The organism is Streptococcus parasanguinis (assembly GCF_001074805.1).
Taxonomy (GTDB): domain Bacteria; phylum Bacillota; class Bacilli; order Lactobacillales; family Streptococcaceae; genus Streptococcus; species Streptococcus parasanguinis_A.
In genome coordinates, this window is record NZ_JUPI01000146.1 from 1 (window position 1) to 21,247 (window position 21,247).

The following is a 21,247-nucleotide window of genomic DNA, read 5'->3' on the forward strand; positions in this document are numbered from 1 at the left end:
ATAATTAGTCATGGAACTTCGTAGAAGTTCGCTGACGTCCGTACTCACCTAAGGAAAGTTTTTAAGATGACTTTGAATTCAATTTGAATAGCCTCTTCCACCCTACTTCTTCTGATACAAATCAAAAACGATCTTGTCATTATAGAGATCAATGGTATTGGCCTTGACATAGATTCCAAAGTCATTATCAATTTCTGGTAAGACAATGGTGATGGTAGACTCCTTTGGCGAAATCTGGATAAAATCTGGGATATTTTTATTTTTGCTCAAAAGCTGCAAAACCATTTTTTGAGGAATTTGAAAGGTACCGACTGAAAAATCCTTCACTGTTAAAAGAATATTCCCGTTTTCCAACTTGGATGGTTGAAAGTAAATATATAAGGGATAGTCCTTTCCTAATAGACTCAACTGTCCCTCTAAGAGGATTTGCTGATTATCCGCATAGACCTTGTAGTCGGACAGCTTATATTTTTTCAGAAGCGATTTGATGGTATCATTGAGTTGATCACGAGTCGTTGTCATAGTTCCAACTTTGACATCTTTGGTGCCAACTGCTTGACGAAGCTGGCTAACATCTTCTCTTGGCGTCGCTAAGCGTCCTTGCACGACTAAAGCAAAGGCTAAGAGAAGGCTGACTAAGCCTAAAAACAACCATTTCCAAATATTGATTTTTTGAAGGAAGGGAATCTTCTCTTTTATGGGATTATTTTTGACTCCAAGTTTTCTTCGTGGCATTGATTTTCTCCAATATTGCTTGTTTCATCTTTTCATAGCCCGTATTGTTGGGGTGAAAACTATCCTCTTCATACAGGGCATCATTGATAACGGTTGTCTTCCCGTCACTAATTTCTGACACACCCATTTTGCCATCAATTCCTTTATATAGCAGATCATTGATCGGAACGAAATAGACCTGATCAAATTGCGCGATGGTTTCTTCCGTCGTCTCATTCCAACGATCTACAGCCGTCTGAATACTGGTTAATTCAGGAAAATTCAGGTAAAGAGGATTGTAGATCCCCACTACATAAATAGGAAGATGGGGATTGTCCTTTCTTGCTTTTGTGATAATTTCTTTGAGGTTTGCTGTATAATTCTTGAGCGGTTTTCGGATATCTGATAGAGAAAAATCACTCAGATGATCGACAACGACTTTGCGTAGATCATTTCCTCCAACCGTTAAGGTCATGACATGCGCCTTCTTGAGATCCTTCTGAAGGTCTGTTTGCTTCTTGAGCCGATCTAAAATCTGTGTGCTGGTGTTTCCTGGAACACCATAGTTAACCGCATGGTATTGAGCTTCGTTTTCATTGGATAGGCTTTGGGCAAGGATGGGCACAAAACCACCTTGATTGGTGCTATCACCCACACCTTTGGTCAGTGAATCTCCTAGAGCTACATAAGTATAGGTAATTTCTTTCGCAGCCGTTTTGGACTTGGTCATGCGAGGCGATGCAGTCGGTAGCAAAGCACGAAATAGAAAGACAAAGACAAGAAGGCTGGTTAAAAAGAAAACCAAGCCTTGCATCATTTTTTTAAGATTCATATGAATACGATCGCTTATCCTTGAAAAATCACTTGTCCATCACAGATAGTATAAGCAACCTTCCCTTTTAATCTCTCACCCACAAATGGTGAATTTCCAGCTTTTGAGGCGAAATGATCCGATACCAGACGATCTGCTTCCGGATCAAAGAGGGTCAAATCTGCTGGTCCATCCACAGCAATATATCCAGCATCAAAATCATAGAGACGTGCTGGATTATAGGCCATCTTTTCTAGCAATTGCATGAGGCTCAAATGTCCTGCATGGACCAAGTAGGTCAAACCAAGAGAAAGTGAGGTTTCAAGACCGGTCATTCCAGATGGTGCCTTGGTAATATCAGGAACATTCTTCTCATCCGCATGGTGAGGCGCGTGGTCTGTCGCAATTACGGAGATGACGCCTGACTTCAAGCCTTCAATCACTGCTAGACGGTCTGATTCCAAGCGAAGGGGTGGGTTCATCTTGGCATTGCTTCCTTTAGTCAAGAGCAGACTTTCTGTTTTTGAAAAGTGTTGGGGCGCTACTTCTGCTGTCACATGAGCTCCTAACCCTTGGGCAAATTCCACAACCTTGACACTTTCTTCCTTAGAAAGGTGTTGGATATGGAGGTGAGCACCTGTCGCATGGGCAATCATGGCATCCCGCGCAGCCATCGAGTATTCAGCTACACCCGTCGCCCCACAAACATGGAAATGTTCCTTGGCAATGTTCTCATTCAAACCAAGAATACCATTCAACTCAGGGTCTTCTTCATGCAGACTAATAAAGGTTCCTAGACGCTTAGCTTCTTCCAAGGCTTGGCGGACAACCTTGGTGCTTTGAAGGGGAATCCCATCATCTGAAAATCCTACCGCACCAGCCTTAAGCAGGCCTCCAAAATCTGTCAAGTTTTGACCGTCAAAATTTTTGGTCACCGTCGCAACTGTATGAATGTGGAGATTTTCCTTGGCTGCAGAAGCTAAGACTTCCTCTAAGGTAGGAATATCTGAAATGGTCGGATTGGTATTGGCCATCATAACCACTCGGGTAAACCCACCCGCAGCTGCTGCTAAAGCACCCGTATGGATATCTTCTTTATGGGTTTGGCCAGGTTCACGAAAATGCACGTGTACATCGATCAAACCAGGAGCTACCACTAGACCTGAGGCATCAAGGACCTCTTGTCCATCCGTTGGGAGATTTTCAGCGATCTCTACAATTTTCTTTCCTTCGATGCGAAGGTCACAGACTTGATCCAAACCAGTCTTTGGATCCATGACACGACCATTTTTAATGACAACCATTGCATTCTCCTTTATTCATAAAAATCGACATGGGTCTCTAGCAAGCGATCCCCATCATAGCGAAACATTGCTGAAAAGAAGGGTTTATCCTCTAACAACCACTCGACAAAAGTGTGGTCCCCTTCCCAGGTTGGTTTTGAGAGGACTTGATCGTAAGGTACCCACTCCAAGGTCCCTTCGTTACACTCGATCAGTTCTCCCTCAAAGTCTGTTACCTTGAAGACATAGGTGTACCAGTCCAAATCCGGAGTAAACTCCGGAAAGGTAATGATCCCTTTCAAGACTGGCTTGGCTCTAAGGCCGGTCTCCTCAAAAATCTCACGCGCAGCACACTCCTGAGGGGTTTCCCCGCGTTCTAATTTTCCACCAACCCCGATCCATTTACCTTCATGGACATCATTGGGCTTTTTATTGCGATGCAACATGAGAAATTCTTTCCCATTGTCGATATAACAAATTGTTGCTAATTGTGGCATTTCTTTCTCCTATCTTAACCAATCAATTGGCTCGCGTCCCGCCTCTGTCAAAAATTGATTGGTTTTTGAAAAGGGTTGGGTACCAAAGAATCCTCGGTAGGCCGATAAGGGACTTGGGTGAGCTGATTCAAGGACCAAATGTCGATCGTGGGTAATCAGAGGCTTTTTCTTACGGGCATAAGATCCCCAGAGGATAAAGACAACAGGCTCCTCCAACTCATTGACCACTTTGATCACAGCATCTGTGAACGGCTCCCAAATTTGTCCCGCATGACCATTGGCCTGACCAGCAGGAACCGTCAAGCAGGCATTGAGCAAGAGCACTCCTTGCTCTGCCCAAGAGGTCAAATCATGCGACCGCTTCTCCCCAATGTCTGAGCGCAATTCTTTGAGAATATTTTGCAAAGAAGGGGGGGCTGGGACATGATCCGGCACAGAAAAACTTAAACCTTGCGCTTGGTCCGGTCCGTGGTAGGGATCTTGGCCTAAAATCAAGACCTTGACCTGATCCATCTCAGTCGTCTGCAAGGCCTTAAAGACCTTGTCACGCGGTGGATAGACCACTCCTTTGCTATAGACCTCATTCATAAAGTCATTGATCTGATGAAAATACCCTTCCGGAAGATGGGATTTGATGGCTTCGTGCCAGGGGGAATGTTGCATGGAAACTCTCCGCTATCCAATAAATTCTTACCTTTCATTATACCACATTTGACACAGATCCACTGGATAAAAAAGAGGCTGGACCATTTTATCCAACCTCGGGTTCTGCCTGTTAAACAAGCGAGAATTTTTAGGTATTTTCTTTCTTGGTAAATCCTGCTAGACCGATCGAAGCCACTAGCAAAATTTGCGGTAAGAATTGGATGAGGTAGCGGGTCTTCCCACCTTCAAAGATGGTTAAGAAGAGCAAGCCGCCAAAGACCGCTAAGGAAAGGAAGTTAAAGGCATCTGTATCTCGACGTTTGAGATAAGCCCCAACCAAGCCAGCTGACAAGACGATCCAGATCAACTGTTTCACAAATTCATAATACTTGTACTGTGGGCGATCCGTGCTGAGGAAATAGGTTCGCACCCATTTAGCCAGACCATTATTTTTAGTCAGGGGTGCATAGAGAGGATTGATATATGGCGTCTTCTCATACTCTACATCTCGGTATAGCCAGCCTAGGGTTCCTTCTGCTACCGTCAAAGATTGCTTGTAGTAGATATGACCGATCAAACCGAAAGGTCCGTACTCCTTGAGACGGCGCTTGATTTCTTTGATCACATTTTCTTTCTTAAAGAGCCCATTGTTGTAATCCGAGCGTTTGTCCTCATCGATATAAGCCAGCAAGCCCTCTTTCATATCTTCTTGGTTGTGCCCCATATCTGTCAAGCCCAGATTGATAAACAAGAGTGGTCCCTTAGCCAGCCCTTCTTGTTTCAAGATTGGTACAACTGTTTGATGATTGACCGCTGTATTCAATCCTGCAAAGACAAAGCCCGTCATCATGACGGTCACCGTAGCAATCTTGCCAAAGGCCTTCCAGTTTCCTCTGAAGAAGAGGACAGCCCAAAAGGCAATCATGATAATAATCGTCGTTGGACGGATCAACATGGTCACGCCAGATAAAATCCCTAAACCAAACATCTTCTTCCAAGAGATCCCTGCTTGGTCTTCCTTTAAGAGATCCAAGGCCCACCACAATTGAAGAGCGATCAAAGGAAGCGGAGGAATGTCTGTATACATGGAATAGAAATAAGGCGAGTAACAGATCAAGCTGACATAAAAGAGATAAACTAAATCAGCTGTTTTCTGATTGAAATGCTTCTGGGACAGTTTGTACAAGAGGACGGCACCCAGATTGACATAGAGTATATTGAGAGCCTGCATAACCCACAAACCGCTAGAACCGAATAAAAGATAGAAAAACTTTTCATAGAGAAAGAGCGGAATGTTATTGGGATTGCGACTGAGGTAGTTGGTGATGGAAGATTGTTTAAGAAGATCAAATGCCCCTTTGAAAACAACTGCAGCATCCCGACGGATCAAAAGCTCCGCACAAACCATAAAGATTAACTGACAGATGATCGCGCCAAGCAAGAAGCCTTTTTTATGACGGGTCAACCAAGCAATGGCTCTTTTTACCCCGTCGCGTTTCAACCAGGCTAGCAGAAATAGCAATCCAGCACCTAAAATGGCTAACCATGAAATCTCTCTCAGATAGGTCACACTGATCAAGAACCAGTGGACCATCACTAGCAACATGACAACATGAAGCATCCCAAATAGAATACGTTTACTTTTCGATAACATAGGTCCATTATATCAAAAAAACAGCATTTCTGCTGTTTTGGGGTGATACGAAATCATTTAGGTTAAGGAATTATCTTTGTTATTTGCAATCTTCCTTGAAATCAAATTCAATTTCCCGAGGCTCTGTGAATTCGAGTCCTCTAAAAAATAAGATCACAATTAAACATAAAATCAAGGCCAAAAACAAGCGCATTTGAACAAAATACGCTAAAAACAGGACGAGAGAACTTAAACAAATAAGGGCAAACAATTGACGTTTTCTCATTTTTCGCATTCACCACACCTCGGTTCCATTTGACGTTTTTTGAAGATACTCTACTGGTTTTATCTGACCAACTAATACGAGTTCTGCTCCATTTTTTTCAACAAAGCGTTTCAACTGTATATCTCTGGCAACAGAGACCAACCATAAAGTGACGATGACTGCGAAGAGAAACAAAAGGACATTCATCGCCCCTTCTCTAACATCCAAATCAAGATTCAGTTTTCCAAAGAAAAGGTCCATGGGAAGGATCTTTCTAAATGTTCTTGCTAATAACAAACCTAGTGGAACACCAATCAAGGAATAAACATTTGCCGGTGCTTTCTTTAAAAAAATTTGATCTTTTAACGAGTAGGTGGTCTGATACACTTTACGGTATCTATCAAAAGGAATCTTACTATTGCGTTTGATGATGAATTCTTCCCCTTGATCTGTTACCAACAAAAAGAATCCCCATAGAGGCTTTTTCCCATTCAAACTGATATTAAAACATGTTCCTTTTTTGAGCATTGAAAAACCTCTTGTTAAATTAATATTTTAAAAGTGCGTTCAGTTTTTCGTAATTCAGGTAACTGGTAGTAATTCAAAATACCAAAACTAGAATACCTGATAGCACGAGATAGATAATAGCTGTTAAAACCATTCCAATTTTATAGAAACCGACTAAGCCGGCATAGCGTTCGACAAAACCAATCTGGGGGTTGTCAAGATTATAAAAGACTGTCATGGGAGAGCCTATTGGAAAGATCATTCGTAAGTTCAGATTTTTGCCTGCTCCACAAATATAGGTTCTATCGAAAACATCTGTCTGTTTTGACTGAGAAGAGGTCTCCCTATAATAAGCATAAGTGAATGTCTTTTGGTAGCTTTCGCTGCCGACTTGATATTCCACCACAGGCAAGGATATAAGGAATTGATTTTTAGAATCAAAAGCAACGACTTCTCCCATAACTTTTGCGGTTGATTCTGTTTTTATCTTCATTTCACGACGATAGAAAGTGTAAAAGATCAGCAGTAGGATCAGAAAAACAAGGGTCAAGATTCCCAAAATAAGCCAAAACAAAACCATTAAATCCTTTCTAGAAAACCAATTTATTTTTTGCGCGTGATCTTTCTCAATAATAAAAATTGTTTCAATAATCGATAATGAATTTCTCTTTATCAATTAAAATCTCCTATAAATCTGTCAAGTAAGTAAAGAAAAGGAATCCTTACTCTCCTCTTTTCAACCAATTTTGCTGTTGTGCCTTTTCTGCAAGATCTTTTGCTTTGTTGATATCCAATGATGGCGAATCTGATGGGGTGTTTGATTCGATATCCTCTTTCAATTCTTGTAAGGTTTGAACATCTTTCGGAGTCAAATTGGAGATCGAGCTAGATTCTTTGTCTGTTGAACTTTCCGGAACAGACTGAATCTCGCGATAGGTTTTGATCACTTCAGTTCCTGCATCTGTTGTCGGAAGAGGACGATAGACCATGAAAAAACCAATAATGACAATCAGAAGAGCTAGAGCTGATACGAGAATCCCTTTCTGTAGATCTTCCACAGGTATTTTAGAATCTTTAGTGGATAATTCCTTCCACTCTGGATGTGCTTCCTCAGCTTCTTTTTTTCCATTGAAAACAGGATAAATCAAGGCTTGGTTCATCAAGGTCACTGCTCCCAAGCACATTAGTAAATATGGGATATGACGTGATTTACTAATGATCACTAAAATCCCTCCTGCAATCGCAATCAAGCCAATAATGATATTGACAGTAAACCAGACGCGAACCTGCTTTTTCAATTGCAAATAATGTTCTTTTGTCATTTTTTTCTCCCTTAAATTAGTCTTTATCCTTCCTCTAATGAAAACAATTACTACTATCATACCGGATTTTACTTTGGGTTTCAAGTTAACCACCAACTAGTGAAAAGAGTATAAAAAAGAAGCGTTAGAAACGCTTCAGTTATATTATTTGTCTTGCCAAGTTTCTTGGTTTTCTTTGAAACGACGCAACAGTTCCAAACCTTCAGAAGTAATGTAGCCCTGTTCTTCAGCCAAATGGATCAATTCTGTGTAGTTTGATAAGGTTTCAAGTTGAACGCCAGCTTCCGCAAATTTCTTATCTGCCTTCTCCAATTGGTAAGTGAAGATAGCTATCACACCAAGTACGTCTGCTCCTTCACGTTTCGCAGCTGCGACAGCATCCAAAACAGAACCACCAGTAGAAATCAAATCTTCAACCACCACCATCTTTTGACCTTGCGGTACACGGCCTTCGATTTGGTTTCCAGCACCATGATCTTTTGGTTTACTACGGATGTAAGCAAAAGGAAGGTTCATCTTGTCGGCAATAATCGCTCCGTGAGGAATACCCGCAGTTGCTGTCCCCGCAATCACTTCTACTTCAGGGAAAGCTTCCTTGATTTTATCCACGAATCCATTCTCAATCAAGGTACGAGTTTCTGGATAAGCAAGGGTCACGCGGTTATCCGTATAAATAGGAGACTTGATCCCTGAAGCCCAAGTAAAAGGTTCTTCTGGTTTCAAATAAACGGCTTCAATTTTTAAAAGATGGCTGGCAATATCTTTAGCTAATGACATGATAACTCCTTTTTACGATTTTAATCATATACGAATTAAATCCAAAATAGATTTAAAGAACAATTTTACAGGTTAGTGAGTAAGTTAGAGTAGGTCCCATCGGACTTTCGAACTACAAAAGTTCCACTTTTAGTAGCTCTTACGCATTCCACTGTCTCTTAATTTCATGGTAAGCGTCCCATGGATTTTCTGCTTGAATAATAGGGCGTCCAACAACAATATAGTCCGATCCAATTTTATGGGCTTCTTGTGGCGTCATAACCCGTTTTTGGTCACCGATTTCAGCTCCTGCAGGACGAATCCCTGGTGTGACACAGACAAAGTCTGATGAAGTGGCATCTTTGATCAAGGCTACTTCATGGGCTGAACAGACTACGCCGTCCAAGCCAGCTTCTTGCGCCTTACGGGCATAATTAACGACTGATTCTTGGACCGTTGTTTGTATGTTTTGGCAATCACGCATGTCTTCTTCACTGGTAGAAGTCAACTGGGTTACGGCTACCAACTTAGCTCCTTCACCAAGAGCTGCTTTGGCTTCGCGCATCATCTCTACACCACCGGCTGCGTGAACCGTCACCATATCCACTCCGAAAGTACCCAATACAGACATAGCTGATTTGACTGTATTTGGGATATCGTGCAATTTTAAATCAAGGAAGATACTGTGTCCAAGCCCTTTTAGGTAGTGTACAATTTCAGGACCAACTGCATAGAAAAATTCCATACCGATTTTTACAAATAGTTTTTCATCTTCAGGAAAATGCTCTAAAAAGTGTTTGACATCCTCGAAAGCTGGGAAGTCAAGGGCAATAATAGGACGTTCTTCACGCATGGTTTTCTCCTTTTAATGGGTGACATTTTTTCCACAAAAAAACCTTGCCCGAGGCAAGGTTACACGAAAATTAGGTAGTATCTACCCTGATTCACCGTCTAGACCTTAGGAGCCTCTCTGGACTGCTTTAAAGGTTTTTATTTATTGTAGTACGATATTTGGGAAAAGTCAAGGATTTACAGTAGATTTTCCCGTACATGTTTCCGAAAATTCTCAAGCGTGTCAATGCCATTTCGATCCATGACCTGTGGCAGATCTTCGATAATAGTTGGACAAGCATAAGGATCGGTAAAATTGGCCGTCCCGACCCCAATCGCTGAAGCACCAGCAATCATCATTTCAATGGCTGCTTCTGCTGAATCGACACCGCCCATTCCAATGATGGGCAGGTTAGTGGATTGGGCTACTTGGCGGATGAGTTTCAAGGCCACTGGGAAGATAGCTGGTCCTGACATCCCTCCCGTACCATTTGCAATGATCGGTTTGCCAGTCTTGAGGTCAAAGCGCATCCCGACCAAGGTATTGATCATGGTTAAGCCGGCGGCCCCTGCGTCTTCTGCTGCTTTTGCGACCTGGGTGATGTCTGCCACACTTGGCGTTAATTTGACATAGACAGGGACGGAGGAAGCTTCCACTGCTGCTTTGACAGCTGCATAGGCTAACTCTGGAACCTGACCGATTAAGAGGCCGTTGTTCCCATGGTCTACGTTTGGACAAGAGATATTGAGCTCAATCGCTTTGACATTTGGTGCTTGCGAGATTTTTCTAGAAACCGTCGCATACTCTTCGTTAGAGAAGCCAGCTACGTTGGCGATAATCGGTAAATCTGGATAATGCTGGGCCAACCAAGGGAGTTTCTCTGCTAGGACAACGTCTACGCCTGGATTTTGGAGACCAATGGCATTAAGCATGCCTGCAGGAGTCTCCGCAACACGTGGTGTCGGATTTCCGAAGCGAGCCTCAGCAGTCGTCGCCTTGATCATAATGGATCCAAGAAGATCTAAATCATAGTATTTGGCATATTCTTGGCCAAACCCAAAACAGCCAGAAGCTGGAATAATGGGATTTTTCAAGTCTAATCCTGGTAAGGATACAGCTAATCGATTGCTTGTCATACTTTCCTCCCTACATCACAATTGTACCAGTTTCAAAGACCGGTCCGTCTTCACACACGCGCTTATTTGCTGCTTGGCTTGCATTTTCCAGATGCACCACGCAGGCATAACAAGCTCCCATCCCACAAGCCATGCGGGATTCCATGGAAATATAGGCGCGAGGGTGGTCATAGAACTTGCTGTTGACATATTTGAGCATGCCAGGAGCCCCACAAGAATAGATGGCATCAAACTCCTGGTCCATCTGGTCAACGATGGTGGAGACATATCCCTTTATGCCATAAGAGCCATCGTCAGTTGTAATAGTGACTTGCCCATACTGCTTCAATTCTTCCTCAAGGATAACTGCTTCTTTAGTAGCAAATCCAAGGACAGAATGTACTTCTACTCCTTGCTCATGTAGTTGTTTAGCCACTTGGACCAAGGGAGGCACTCCAATCCCGCCACCGATGATCAAAGCACGCGCCCCTTGACCAAGATCTTTTAGGTCAAAGCCATTTCCTTGAGGGCCCATGACACTGAGAAAGCTACCGACAGGCAAGTGAGAAAAGATGGCCGTTCCGCCTCCTTCTACCCGATAGATGAGGCGACAGGTCTGGCTGTCTAGATCAATCTCTGAGATAGAAATGGGACGGCGAAGGAGCTTAGAGTCATCCGGCACACGGATATGGAGAAACTGCCCCGGCAACATCTGCTCCACCATTTCCCCCTTCAAGACCATTGAAAAAATCCGGGGCGCAATCTCTTCTTGAGCAATTAACTCCATGTCTTCCATCATGATTTTTCCAAACCGTTTTTTACAGCTGTCACTGACCATTGGTTTCCTCTTCTTTCTTCCAGCAAAAAAGACCTCGCGAAAGCAAGGTCCTACAAATGATCAGCTAGACTCCGTCTGCTGAACTTTTTTCTGTCTTTCCTTGCAGGCCTCTCTGGACCTCTTAAAGGTTAAATTTTTCTCATTATATCGCGCTACTGGTCGCTTGTCAAGTAGAAATCGGTGACTTAAGAAGCTTTCTTGGGATCAAAATCTTCTGGGATCGGTTTGATGTATTGCATGGCGATTCGGTTTTCAGGCTTGCGATCGACTAGATAGAGAACCAGTAAAAAGAGCCATTCCAAGGGTTTCATTAGGTAGTAAATCAGGTCCATAGCCCATTTCTTCTTGATATGTTTGGCAAAGGGATAGCCATAGCAGTCATAATTGCGACGTAAGAAGCGATGGAAACGTGGCGTCTTTTCTTCTAATACTTGCTCAAAAGCATTGGCAATACAGAGCTGGCGATTGACAACGACTGGATGACCGTGACGGACTCCCATCCGCTGGGGCTTGACCACCTTTTCATGACCACCAGCCGCAACCGTACAGAGATAATGCTCATCAATGATGAGATTCTGAGGAGGGATTTTTTGCGAGAAGGCCCAGTCTGCTGTATTGGTCCAGGCCTTGATCATGGAATCTGGTTGTTGCCCAAAGAGCATGAGAATGAGGACGACGAGAACCAGCGTCGGAAGGGCAAGCAGAACCGCTAGCCAAGGCCAGTTACGTGACTTGTTTAAGAGCTGATGGAAATACTGAAGCAGACGATTCTCATAGGTGGTCTCTGTTCGATCTTCCTGCCACTCCTTGATACGAACCCACAAGAGATTTATGGAATAGATCAGTAAGAAAAAGGTGTGAAAACATGCTACCTGCAGCTGATTATCAAAAACTAAGAGGAGAACCACTCCTCCCAGAATGCCACTAATACAGAAGATATTAGCCAATGGAGAGAGGGAATTAGCATCCCGATAGGAATAGATGATCAAGGCTAGCAAGGTGAGAGCAGCAAAGGTGAAGAAGGTTGGATAGGCGCCCGACCAGATCAGGGCGTGCTTCTGCGAATTAATCAGGGGTTCACTCCAATCGTAAAAGGTCATCTCTTTCACGATGAAAATGAAAATCGCTTCGAGAAAGCAACCAAAGAGACCAAACCAAAGAACGATTGTTGGCTGTTTCTTTTTCTTTTTGACAGGCTCAGGACTCGGTGATTCAGTTGTGAATGCGTCTTCTTCTATCAGCTCTTCTCCCTTCTCTGGTCCTCTCTCTTCAAACAGATCTGGATCTTTGAGAGCTTCTTCCTCTGCTTCTTTGAACTGGATACTGGACCACCGCCCAATCCCATAGATAATCACAAAAACATTGGGTACAAAAAGGGCTAGGGTCACACCATAGGGCAAAACCTCCACGGTGAAGGCAATAATATCCCAAACACTAAAATGAATGAATGGATCCGACAGGGCATAGAGCGACTCACGAATGACAAAATAGATGTAAAAGGCCAATAGAATCAAAGCATTGGTCACAAAATTGATCTGTAACAGACCGGCTGTGAAATGGGTTTCCAATTCCTTATCCTTTTTCTTATACCAGGAAACTAGTTTTTTCATAAGATCTCCTCAATCCATTTTTTACCATTCTATCAATCAAATCTCTCCTTGAGCAAGGCAAAACTGGATTTCTCCATCAAAATCAGTCCCTAGATGGAGATTTTGTTTCAAATCTTCTATTTTTTTAACTATTTAATTTAGCCTCCTTCTGATTACCTACTTCAGCCCGTGTTACTCTCTTATACAATCCTTGAAAAACCACATTTTACGGGAAAAACGCGCATTTTTATGTTAGAATAAAAGTATGAGAATACAACAATTACAATATATTATCAAAATCGTCGAAACCGGCTCTATGAATGAGGCCGCAAAACAACTCTTTATCACGCAACCCAGTCTCTCCAATGCCGTCAAGGACTTGGAAAATGAGATGGGAATTGAAATCTTTATCCGGAATCCCAAAGGAATCACTCTAACTCGCGATGGGATGGAGTTCCTCTCTTATGCCCGCCAGGTGGTGGAGCAGATTGACCTCTTGTCCGAGCGCTATAAAAATCCCGTGGGCTCTCGTGAGCTTTTCAGCGTCTCTTCACAGCACTACGCCTTCGTGGTTGAGGCCTTCGTTTCTCTATTGAAGAAAAGCGACATGGAAAAATACGAGCTCTTCCTACGGGAGACGCGGACTTGGGAGATCATCGATGACGTCAAGAATTTCCGAAGCGAGGTTGGCGTACTCTTTTTGAATAGCTACAACCGAGATGTCCTCTCTAAGATGCTGGATGATAATCACCTGATTGCCACCCACCTCTTTACAGCGCAACCTCATATCTTTGTCAGCAAGACCAATCCTCTTGCCAAGAAAGAGATCGTCCACTTATCTGATCTGGAAGATTTCCCATACCTTAGCTATGACCAAGGAACCCACAACTCCTTCTACTTCTCAGAAGAGATCCTCTCTCAAGAGCATCATAAAAAATCCATCGTCGTCAGTGACCGGGCGACCCTCTTTAATCTCTTGATTGGTCTGGATGGCTACACTATTGCGACCGGGATCCTCAACAGCAATCTCAACGGAAATAACATCGTCTCCATTCCCCTTGATATCGAAGACCCGATCGAGCTGGTCTACATCAAACATGAAAAAACAGCCCTCTCAAAAATGGGAGAAAAATTCATCGAGTACTTGCTTGAGGAAGTGAAGTTTGATAAGTAAAAAAATATCTGAGTGATCCATGTTCACTCAGATATTTTTTATTGTCTTAATTGTGAAAATACTTCCCCAATTTTTCCTTCAATGACCAGGTCTGCTTGCTTGTCTTGTGGGATACTGGTTTTATTGATGACAACCAGCTTCTTCCCTTGGAAATACTGGATCAAGCTAGCTGCTGGGTAGACCACAAGTGAGGTCCCACCGATAATCAGCAGATCAGCCTCTTGGATAGCTTGAGCAGCTTGGCTAAAGATGTCCATATCGAGAGGCTCCTCGTAGAGGGTCACATCAGGCTTGACCACCTCGCCACAGTCCAGACAGTGTGGAACCGGGCCTTCTAAAGCTAGAAAGGCCTCCAAATCATAAAATCGCTGGCAACCCTTACAGTAATTGCGGTCGGCACTGCCATGGAGCTTCAAAACTTTTTTAGAACCAGCCATTTCATGGAGACTATCAATATTTTGTGTCACCACCGCCTTGAGCTTACCAGTCTCTTCAAGCCGTGCCAGATACCGATGGGCTGCATTGGGCTTGGCATCTGGGTAGAGCAAGTACTTCTTATAAAAGTCGAAAAAGTCCTCTGGATAGCGCTCAAACATGGTATGGGAGACCAATTGCTCAGCTGTCAAATGCCGCCCTACCTGAACACTATAGACACCGTCTGAGCTTCGAAAATCTGGAATATTTGACTCCGTGGAAACTCCTGCCCCTCCGAAAAACACAATCCGTTGACTCTGATCAATCATCTCCTGTAGTTGAGCAATCTTATCCATCTACTTCTCCTTTAGTATCTCTTCCATGACAGCATTGGCCTGATCAAAATAAAAGTTAACTTGATCATAATGGATACCTGTATAGCTTGCAAGGTCAATCAAATTCTTCATAAAATCCTGAGAAGAGAAACCCGTCGTCCGATGGAGCTCTTCTTCATCAAAGGGCTTGATCAAGTGGGCCAAGGGGTTGCGAACTGATTTTTCTAACTCCCGCAATTGTTGGGCCGCAACTTTGACGCTATCTGGCAAATCCAACTGCACAATCAACTCCGTCAAACTGGATGAATTGACCACACTTTCGCTGTGGAATTGCTGCAGGATAGGGTTGTCAGACGCATGCAGGCTCTCAAACTTCCAACGGTCATAACTGGATTCTTTGGAGTTATGAATATAGTTGGTAATATCAGGGATTTTCAACTGAATCAAACGCATAAAGATCCGATAGATAGCTGGGCTGACGGCACGAACAAAGTCAATAATCTGCTCATTTCGCAACTTCGCCTCGAGGTCATAGAGGTAGTTGGCCAACTGCTCATCTTCTGGATCTTCATGCCAAAAAAGCTGAAAACCAGTCGACTCTAGCAACTCGGTTCTCAACTTTTGATTCATGACGGGTTGGATATTGAGCTCTCGACGCTCCGCCATTAACTGCAGTAAACTCACCAACAAATCCGGTACTTCTTCCTGCTGCTTGATAGAGCGCAGAGCCCGGCTGTAGTGATAATTTTGGAGATCGTAGAGCCATTCATCATGAAGATATTCTGTCATTAGTCTGCAATCAAGGTCTCAAGACCAACTTTCATCATGTCTGTAAACGTATTTTGGCGTTCTTCAGCGGTTGTATCCTCATCTGGATTAACCAAACTGTCTGAAATCGTCATGATAGCAAGGGCATCCACATGGTGTTGAGCCGCAAGATAGTAAAGGGCTGCTGCTTCCATTTCTACAGCTTTGACACCCCATTTACCAAGCTCGATGTTCTTTTCACCATAGTTTGAATAGAAGACATCTGATGACAAGACATTGCCGACGTGAGTGGTCATACCAAGATCTTTGGCAATATGGTAAGCCTTGTCTAAAAGATCAAAGCTAGCGATTTGTGGGAAATCGTATTGAGGCCAGTCGTTGCGGATGATGTTTGAGTTGGTTGCGGCAGCTTGCGCCAAGACCAATTCACGAACATGGACATCCTCGTTCAAAGAACCAGCCGTTCCCACACGGATCAATTTCTTCACACCGTAGTCGACAATCAATTCACGCGCATAGATGGAGATGGATGGCATCCCCATTCCAGTTCCCATGACAGATACACGGTGACCTTTATAAGTTCCTGTGTAACCAAACATGTTACGAACTTCGTTGAAGCAAACAGCGTCTTCAAGGAAGTTCTCAGCGATAAATTTCGCACGAAGAGGATCCCCAGGAAGAAGAATTTTATCAGCAATTTCACCCTGCTTAGCAGCAATATGGATAGACATAGTTTATGATACAAAGAGCGACCAGAAAGCGACTGAAAATTAGGAATCTGACGAGAAATCCTGATTTCTCAGTCAGATTATCTATTTTCCGAGCTTTCCGCTCGTGTTCAAATCAGAACACATGCTCTACCTTTCTTTTTTATTTTTTAGAATAGGCGTTAAAGAGGCAAAGTAAAAATAGGAAACTGACGACGCATCGCAGATGCTAGACAGTTTATCTTTTTTACACAGTTCTCCGCCCGTATTCAGTTCAGCGAATACGGTAAACCCATCCTTTCTTTTTTTATTGAGTAATTAGGAGAGCTTTCCGCTCGTGTTCAAATCAGAACACATGCTCTACCTTTCTTTTTAATTTATTTTGTTAATGAATCCAAAAATGCGTAGAGTTTGGCATTCATTTCTCGATAATCGTAAGCACGAATGGCTTCAGGTTTTTGAACAAAGGTCAATTTTTGACTTTGTTCTTCCAAAACATCTTCACCGTCAGCAGCAATCAAGAGATCGACTGCTTCTGGATCAAATTCCAAGTGGGCTTGGAAGGCATAGTGTTTCGGACTGAAGCGAATCATCTGACGTGGACACCCTTGACTGGTCGCAAGAACAACAGCATCTTCTGTCAATCCGGGCATATCACCATGCCAGTGACCAGTTTCAAACGTTTCTCCAAACTCACCGACATGTGGATCTGTGAGTCCTTCAGGCGTCAAGGTCACAGGATAAACCCCAATCTCGCGCTCAGGGCTGTGTTCATACTCTGCGCCATAAGCAACAGACAAGAGCTGGGCACCAAGACAGACCCCAACAATATAACGATCAGCCTTGATGGCTTTTTGAATCAACTCGATCTCTGCCTGAGGATCGTAGTATGGAAAAGCTTCTCGATCTTCATCTGGCGATTGAGGTCCTCCCATGACGATCAAAAAGTCAATCTCATCAACTGTCTCGGGTAGGGCTTCATTCTCATAGACTTTAGTCGTGGTCACTTGATGGCCACGCTCCTGCGCCCATTTTAGATAAGCGCCCGGCACTTCAAAGGTTTCATGCAGTACAAAATGTACCTTCATCGTTTCTTCTCCCATCTCTTTCGAATCACATAAGACAGACCAGCCGCAAGTAAAAGCGGGATTGTCAAACTCCAAGTTTGGCCCGTAAATCCAAGGCTCAGGGCAATGGCTGTCAGAGGAGCTTCTAGGGTCGTCCCTAAAAAGACGGTCGCTCCAAGTAACATCCCTAGAGCAGGATCCAGATGAATCCCAAGGACTGTCAAAAGTAAGGTCACTAGGTAGCCAGATCCAATCCCTAAGGCAAATGATGGTGTCAAGGTCCCTCCATAGGCACCATTGCGCAAGAGGAGATAAACCAGAAGCCCCTTCACTGCAAGAGTCAGTGGAAGATAAGGAATCGACTGGCTAGACAAGAGGGCTTGCGCTAGTACCTGGCCATTTCCCATAAAGATAGGGAAAAAGGCTACTAGGCTCCCCAGCACTAGAAAGGCTAGAGGAAGAGCCCAAAGAATCGTCCTATCCTTCCGCCGTTTGTGACTAGCCCGCTTGGCGAGGAAAGCAAAGGCCAGAGCCAAGGGAGTGACCAAGAAAGCAATCACAATAGCCTGTAAGAAGCTGCTAGACGACCATGAGACTGCGGACATGTGATAAACAGCCTCCTGACCAACGATGGACTGAGCGACCCAGGTGGCCAGATAAGTACTGGTCAAAACCAGTAGAAAATTCTGCCAACTGTAGGCGAGTCCTAAGGTCTCAAAGACGAACAAGCTACTGGCAAAGGGGACCTGATAGACCGCAGCTAAACCAGCTCCAGCACCACAGGCAATCAAGACTTTTCGCTCTTTGAGAGCTAGTGAGAATCCCTTCGCCAAGCGACCAGCTAGAAGAGCCCCGACCTCACGTGGGGCTCCTTCTTTTCCGACCGATGCGCCTGCTCCAACAATTGCCACCTGCATCCCTGCATGAAGGAGGTGGGCTAAGGGCGCTGGTTCCCTGTCTCCAGCTAAGTCAATTTGCTGACGAATAGACAGGATCTTATAACGCCTTTGCAGGACATACCAGAAGCCAGTTGCCAAGCACCCAGTCACACATAAGACCAAAAATCTACGGAGACCTCCAGCTTCTTGAAATTGCTGGAGCAAATCCGAACTAGCTTGGCCAAAAGCCAGCTCTTGCACCCCTTCTAGTAGATAATGACAGGCAATTCCGATCAGGCCCGTCCCAATCCCTAATGATAAGGTGGCTAGAAGCAACCTCAGTCCGTAGGGCAGACTTTGGAGTCGTACTTTCATTGGATTAGAGTTCAGCAAGAATCGCTTTCAGCAATCCTTTGAAGTCGCCTTTGACGCGCTCTGTCACTTCCACTACTTCTTCGTGGTTGAGCTCTTCTTGGAAACCAGCCGCAAAGTTGGTAATACATGAAATACCAAGAACCTTCAAGCCAGAATGCGCTGCAACAATGACTTCAGGAACGGTTGACATTCCGACAGCATCTGCTCCAAGTGTCTTATACGCACGGATTTCAGCTGGAGTTTCATAGGTAGGACCTGTCACACCGATATAAACCCCATCATCCAACTTGATACCCAATTTGTCAGCCACTTTATGAGCAGTCTCACGGTATTCAGGTGTGTAAGCTTTCGACATATCAGGGAAACGTGGACCAAAGTCATCCAAGTTTTCACCGATCAATGGGTTTTGACCAGTCATGTTGATGTGGTCTGTGATAGCCATCAAAGTACCAGGACCAAAGCCGATACCACCAGCAGCATTTGTAACAAGAACCCCTTCACAGCCCAAAACTTTCATGACACGAACTGGGAAAGTCACAACTTCCAATGGGTTTCCTTCGTAGAAGTGGAAACGTCCTTGAAGGGCCAAAACCTTGCGTCCAGCAAGATCACCGTAGACCAATTTACCAGCATGGCCGACAACTGTTGAACGACCCCAGTTTGGAATTTCAGAGTAGTCTACCACGACTGGATTTTCGATTTCTTCAGCCAGTTCTCCAAGACCTGATCCAAGGATCAAACCAAACTCAGGTGCTTCCATTCCTTTGCCCTTCAAAAAAGCAGCTGTTTCATTGATTTTTTCTAATAATGTCATTGCATATCTCCTTTATGATTTCCTTAAAAATTGGCCAATTTTGTCAAATGTATTGGCATTGCGAATGGTCAAAAGACGGTAATCCGGCATCTTGAGGACTTGTCTGTGGTAAGCGGTCTTTGTATAGGTCTCTTCTGAGTATTTGCCCCAGTAGATCCCTAGATTCCCACGATGGATGATTTCATCACCGAGCGAAAAAGAAGAGACCAGCTCCCAGACAGCATCCTGATCGAGGCCTTCTGTGTAAAAGAGAACATCCTTGCGGGCCAGATCCTCCTGCCACCAGGCTGGTAGAGCAGCGAGTTCTTGCGCATAGTCCTCAGCTGAAAAGAGAGAAAAAGACTGGATAAAGGGGTAGTGATCACAAAAGAAATGTCCCAGCAAATCCACCAATTCTGCTTTAGAACCAGCAGATTCAAAGAAGATATTGCCACTATTGATGTAGGTCTCTACCCCATCCAGCCCGATCGTTTGAAGCTCTTCTCGAAGTTCTGCCATCACGACCTTGTTTTTCCCGCCAACATTGATCCCTCTTACGAGGAGAGCGAAGCGTGTCATCTTAGTTCAATTTGTCTAAGAAGCTTTCACCGATCATGGCTTTTTCAACACCAAAGTTCTCTGCAATTGTCGCAGAGATATCAGAGAAATGTCCGACTGGAATCACACCATTACCCTTGAAGGATGGGCTATAAGCCAAGAATGGGATGTATTCACGCGTATGGTCTGTACCAGCGTAGGTTGGGTCATTCCCGTGGTCTGCCGTGATCATCAAGAGGTCATCTTCACGCATAGCTGCAATGATTTCTGGCAAGCGTTCGTCAAACTCATGCAAGCAATCGCGATAACCATGAGCATTGCGACGGTGACCGTAAAGAGCATCAAAGTCTACCAAATTGGTAAATGAGAACCCTTCTTGGAACTCAGGAAGTCCCATGGTCTTAATCAAGGTATCCATACCGTGGCTATTTGATTTGTTGTGGCCCATATCGTGGTTGATACCAGCTCCGTTGAAGATATCGTTGATCTTACCAACTGCATAGGTATCGATACCCGCTTCGTTCAACTTGTCCAAAACAGTTGGCGCAAATGGTGAAACAGCCAAGTCACGACGGTTAGCCGTACGTGTGAAGTTGCCTGGTTCCCCAACATAAGGACGCGCAATGATCCGACCAAGAAGAGCTGGACGTTCCAAAGTGATGGAACGAGCGTATTCACAGATGCGGTAGAGTTCATCCAAAGGAATGATGTCTTCGTGAGCTGCGATTTGAAGGACAGGGTCTGCTGATGTATAAATAATCAACTCACCAGTTTCCATTTGGCGTGGTCCAAAGTCATCGATGACCGCTGTACCAGAATAAGGTTTGTTGGCTTCACGGATGACCTTACGTCCTGAGAATTCTTCAATTTTAGTCAAAATTTCTTCAGGGAAACCATTCCAGAAGGTATCAAAAGGTTCTGTAATGTTGAGCCCCATGATTTCCCAGTGACCAGTCATGGTGTCTTTCCCAAGAGAAACTTCTTGCAATTTTGTCGCATAACCAGTTGGGTTGCTTTCAGCTGGCACAGTCTTCAATGGTACTTCACGAGGAATATTTCCAAGACCGATTTTGGCCATGTTTGGTACATTCAAACCGACGGTTTTAGAGATGTGGCCCAATGTATCAGATGCTCCATCTGGAACACCTGCATTGACAAAGTTATTGGCATCTGGTGCAGCACCGATCCCAACTGAATCAAGCACAACTAAGTGCATGCGTTTAAATTTTGACATATACTGCCTCTTTCCTTTATTAAACTAGCTATATTATACCATATCCCTATAAGAAGAGAGCCGTTGTTTGATCCGAGGCTGGGACAAAAGTCCTAGCCTCTCAATTGTTTTTGGATTGTCGAGCAAGACGCAGTGGT

General features: G+C 44.0%; 23 protein-coding genes. 1 reads left to right on the forward strand and 22 read right to left on the reverse strand.

Annotation, left to right across the window (positions count from 1 at the left end; genetic code table 11):
- Window positions 1-102: 102 nt before the first annotated feature.
- From ADI76_RS10300 to ADI76_RS10370, 14 genes are all read right to left on the reverse strand, one after another.
- Window positions 103-735: a YpmS family protein gene (locus ADI76_RS10300; RefSeq protein ID WP_049516345.1), complete on the reverse strand. Its 633-nt coding sequence runs from the start codon at window positions 733-735 to the stop codon at window positions 103-105.
- Window positions 704-1,546 (reverse strand): SGNH/GDSL hydrolase family protein, encoded by an 843-nt coding sequence (locus tag ADI76_RS10305; protein ID WP_049516347.1) that lies wholly within the window; start codon window positions 1,544-1,546, stop codon window positions 704-706. Before ADI76_RS10305 ends, ADI76_RS10300 begins: the two co-directional genes overlap by 32 nt.
- A gap of 14 nt (window positions 1,547-1,560) precedes the next feature.
- Window positions 1,561-2,829, reverse strand: coding sequence for a dihydroorotase (locus ADI76_RS10310; protein WP_049516349.1), 1,269 nt, complete (start codon window positions 2,827-2,829; stop codon window positions 1,561-1,563).
- An 11-nt stretch (window positions 2,830-2,840) separates the two neighbouring features.
- Entirely contained in the window at window positions 2,841-3,305 is a 465-nt protein-coding gene (locus tag ADI76_RS11430) for an NUDIX hydrolase (RefSeq protein WP_023917990.1), read from the reverse strand.
- 9 nt (window positions 3,306-3,314) lie between these two features.
- Window positions 3,315-3,968 (reverse strand): uracil-DNA glycosylase, encoded by a 654-nt coding sequence (locus ADI76_RS11435; protein WP_009730942.1) that lies wholly within the window; start codon window positions 3,966-3,968, stop codon window positions 3,315-3,317.
- A 130-nt stretch (window positions 3,969-4,098) separates the two neighbouring features.
- Window positions 4,099-5,604, reverse strand: a complete 1,506-nt coding sequence (locus ADI76_RS10325) for a glycosyltransferase family 39 protein (protein ID WP_049516352.1) — start codon at window positions 5,602-5,604, stop codon at window positions 4,099-4,101.
- A 274-nt stretch (window positions 5,605-5,878) separates the two neighbouring features.
- Window positions 5,879-6,376, reverse strand: a complete 498-nt coding sequence (locus tag ADI76_RS10335; RefSeq protein WP_049516356.1) for a hypothetical protein — start codon at window positions 6,374-6,376, stop codon at window positions 5,879-5,881.
- Between the two features lie 73 nt (window positions 6,377-6,449).
- Window positions 6,450-7,031, reverse strand: a complete 582-nt coding sequence (locus ADI76_RS10340) for a DUF3592 domain-containing protein (RefSeq protein ID WP_239683641.1) — start codon at window positions 7,029-7,031, stop codon at window positions 6,450-6,452.
- A gap of 46 nt (window positions 7,032-7,077) precedes the next feature.
- Window positions 7,078-7,677 carry a hypothetical protein gene (locus ADI76_RS10345; protein WP_049516361.1) on the reverse strand — a complete coding sequence of 200 codons (600 nt, stop codon included), beginning with the start codon at window positions 7,675-7,677 and terminating at the stop codon, window positions 7,078-7,080.
- A 144-nt stretch (window positions 7,678-7,821) separates the two neighbouring features.
- Window positions 7,822-8,454, reverse strand: a complete 633-nt coding sequence (gene pyrE, locus ADI76_RS10350; protein ID WP_049516362.1) for an orotate phosphoribosyltransferase — start codon at window positions 8,452-8,454, stop codon at window positions 7,822-7,824.
- 139 nt (window positions 8,455-8,593) lie between these two features.
- The gene (gene pyrF / locus ADI76_RS10355; protein WP_003003278.1) at window positions 8,594-9,286 is read right to left on the reverse strand and encodes an orotidine-5'-phosphate decarboxylase; all 693 of its coding nucleotides are present in this window, start codon (window positions 9,284-9,286) and stop codon (window positions 8,594-8,596) included.
- A 176-nt stretch (window positions 9,287-9,462) separates the two neighbouring features.
- Window positions 9,463-10,401 (reverse strand): dihydroorotate dehydrogenase, encoded by a 939-nt coding sequence (locus tag ADI76_RS10360; protein WP_049516364.1) that lies wholly within the window; start codon window positions 10,399-10,401, stop codon window positions 9,463-9,465.
- A 10-nt stretch (window positions 10,402-10,411) separates the two neighbouring features.
- Window positions 10,412-11,218: a dihydroorotate dehydrogenase electron transfer subunit gene (locus ADI76_RS10365; protein WP_049516367.1), complete on the reverse strand. Its 807-nt coding sequence runs from the start codon at window positions 11,216-11,218 to the stop codon at window positions 10,412-10,414.
- Between the two features lie 185 nt (window positions 11,219-11,403).
- Entirely contained in the window at window positions 11,404-12,828 is a 1,425-nt protein-coding gene (locus tag ADI76_RS10370) for a DUF6688 domain-containing protein (protein WP_049516370.1), read from the reverse strand.
- A 244-nt stretch (window positions 12,829-13,072) separates the two neighbouring features.
- Between ADI76_RS10370 and ADI76_RS10375 the strand changes: the two genes are divergently transcribed.
- Window positions 13,073-13,981, forward strand: coding sequence for a LysR family transcriptional regulator (locus tag ADI76_RS10375; protein ID WP_003003594.1), 909 nt, complete (start codon window positions 13,073-13,075; stop codon window positions 13,979-13,981).
- Window positions 13,982-14,019: 38 nt separating this feature from the next.
- Here ADI76_RS10375 and ADI76_RS10380 read toward each other — a convergent pair whose 3' ends face one another.
- From ADI76_RS10380 to ADI76_RS10415, 8 genes are all read right to left on the reverse strand, one after another.
- The gene (locus ADI76_RS10380; protein WP_049516372.1) at window positions 14,020-14,751 is read right to left on the reverse strand and encodes an NAD-dependent protein deacylase; all 732 of its coding nucleotides are present in this window, start codon (window positions 14,749-14,751) and stop codon (window positions 14,020-14,022) included.
- Complete coding sequence (locus ADI76_RS10385) at window positions 14,752-15,519, reverse strand: hypothetical protein (RefSeq protein WP_049516373.1); 768 nt, start codon at window positions 15,517-15,519, stop codon at window positions 14,752-14,754.
- Window positions 15,519-16,229, reverse strand: coding sequence for a purine-nucleoside phosphorylase (deoD, locus tag ADI76_RS10390; protein ID WP_003007097.1), 711 nt, complete (start codon window positions 16,227-16,229; stop codon window positions 15,519-15,521). The genes ADI76_RS10385 and deoD overlap by 1 nt, the downstream gene beginning before the upstream one ends.
- A gap of 353 nt (window positions 16,230-16,582) precedes the next feature.
- Entirely contained in the window at window positions 16,583-17,293 is a 711-nt protein-coding gene (locus ADI76_RS10395; RefSeq protein ID WP_049516382.1) for a type 1 glutamine amidotransferase, read from the reverse strand.
- Window positions 17,290-18,525, reverse strand: coding sequence for a chloride channel protein (locus ADI76_RS10400; protein WP_193390733.1), 1,236 nt, complete (start codon window positions 18,523-18,525; stop codon window positions 17,290-17,292). Before ADI76_RS10400 ends, ADI76_RS10395 begins: the two co-directional genes overlap by 4 nt.
- Before the next feature lie 4 nt (window positions 18,526-18,529).
- Window positions 18,530-19,339 (reverse strand): purine-nucleoside phosphorylase, encoded by an 810-nt coding sequence (locus ADI76_RS10405; protein WP_049516377.1) that lies wholly within the window; start codon window positions 19,337-19,339, stop codon window positions 18,530-18,532.
- A 12-nt stretch (window positions 19,340-19,351) separates the two neighbouring features.
- Window positions 19,352-19,897, reverse strand: a complete 546-nt coding sequence (locus ADI76_RS10410) for a DUF1697 domain-containing protein (protein ID WP_049516380.1) — start codon at window positions 19,895-19,897, stop codon at window positions 19,352-19,354.
- 1 nt (window position 19,898) lies between these two features.
- On the reverse strand, window positions 19,899-21,110 hold the full coding sequence (locus ADI76_RS10415) for a phosphopentomutase (protein ID WP_003003757.1): 1,212 nt from the start codon (window positions 21,108-21,110) through the stop codon (window positions 19,899-19,901).
- Window positions 21,111-21,247: the final 137 nt, after the last annotated feature.

What these genes read in the sequence shown, in the direction of transcription:
- ADI76_RS10395 (WP_049516382.1), bottom strand. Translation starts at nt 17,293, where the DNA reads ATGAAGGTACATTTTGTACTGCATGAAACCTTTGAAGTGCCGGGCGCT.
- ADI76_RS10405 (WP_049516377.1), bottom strand. Translation starts at nt 19,339, where the DNA reads ATGACATTATTAGAAAAAATCAATGAAACAGCTGCTTTTTTGAAGGGC.
- pyrF (WP_003003278.1), bottom strand. Translation starts at nt 9,286, where the DNA reads ATGCGTGAAGAACGTCCTATTATTGCCCTTGACTTCCCAGCTTTCGAG.
- ADI76_RS10380 (WP_049516372.1), bottom strand. Translation starts at nt 14,751, where the DNA reads ATGGATAAGATTGCTCAACTACAGGAGATGATTGATCAGAGTCAACGG.
- pyrE (WP_049516362.1), bottom strand. Translation starts at nt 8,454, where the DNA reads ATGTCATTAGCTAAAGATATTGCCAGCCATCTTTTAAAAATTGAAGCC.
- ADI76_RS10305 (WP_049516347.1), bottom strand. Translation starts at nt 1,546, where the DNA reads ATGAATCTTAAAAAAATGATGCAAGGCTTGGTTTTCTTTTTAACCAGC.
- ADI76_RS11430 (WP_023917990.1), bottom strand. Translation starts at nt 3,305, where the DNA reads ATGCCACAATTAGCAACAATTTGTTATATCGACAATGGGAAAGAATTT.
- ADI76_RS10370 (WP_049516370.1), bottom strand. Translation starts at nt 12,828, where the DNA reads ATGAAAAAACTAGTTTCCTGGTATAAGAAAAAGGATAAGGAATTGGAA.
- ADI76_RS10410 (WP_049516380.1), bottom strand. Translation starts at nt 19,897, where the DNA reads ATGACACGCTTCGCTCTCCTCGTAAGAGGGATCAATGTTGGCGGGAAA.
- ADI76_RS10365 (WP_049516367.1), bottom strand. Translation starts at nt 11,218, where the DNA reads ATGGTCAGTGACAGCTGTAAAAAACGGTTTGGAAAAATCATGATGGAA.
- ADI76_RS10325 (WP_049516352.1), bottom strand. Translation starts at nt 5,604, where the DNA reads ATGTTATCGAAAAGTAAACGTATTCTATTTGGGATGCTTCATGTTGTC.
- ADI76_RS10360 (WP_049516364.1), bottom strand. Translation starts at nt 10,401, where the DNA reads ATGACAAGCAATCGATTAGCTGTATCCTTACCAGGATTAGACTTGAAA.
- ADI76_RS10385 (WP_049516373.1), bottom strand. Translation starts at nt 15,519, where the DNA reads ATGACAGAATATCTTCATGATGAATGGCTCTACGATCTCCAAAATTAT.
- ADI76_RS10310 (WP_049516349.1), bottom strand. Translation starts at nt 2,829, where the DNA reads ATGGTTGTCATTAAAAATGGTCGTGTCATGGATCCAAAGACTGGTTTG.
- ADI76_RS10345 (WP_049516361.1), bottom strand. Translation starts at nt 7,677, where the DNA reads ATGACAAAAGAACATTATTTGCAATTGAAAAAGCAGGTTCGCGTCTGG.
- ADI76_RS10415 (WP_003003757.1), bottom strand. Translation starts at nt 21,110, where the DNA reads ATGTCAAAATTTAAACGCATGCACTTAGTTGTGCTTGATTCAGTTGGG.
- ADI76_RS11435 (WP_009730942.1), bottom strand. Translation starts at nt 3,968, where the DNA reads ATGCAACATTCCCCCTGGCACGAAGCCATCAAATCCCATCTTCCGGAA.
- ADI76_RS10300 (WP_049516345.1), bottom strand. Translation starts at nt 735, where the DNA reads ATGCCACGAAGAAAACTTGGAGTCAAAAATAATCCCATAAAAGAGAAG.
- ADI76_RS10375 (WP_003003594.1), top strand. Translation starts at nt 13,073, where the DNA reads ATGAGAATACAACAATTACAATATATTATCAAAATCGTCGAAACCGGC.
- ADI76_RS10400 (WP_193390733.1), bottom strand. Translation starts at nt 18,525, where the DNA reads ATGAAAGTACGACTCCAAAGTCTGCCCTACGGACTGAGGTTGCTTCTA.
- deoD (WP_003007097.1), bottom strand. Translation starts at nt 16,229, where the DNA reads ATGTCTATCCATATTGCTGCTAAGCAGGGTGAAATTGCTGATAAAATT.
- ADI76_RS10335 (WP_049516356.1), bottom strand. Translation starts at nt 6,376, where the DNA reads ATGCTCAAAAAAGGAACATGTTTTAATATCAGTTTGAATGGGAAAAAG.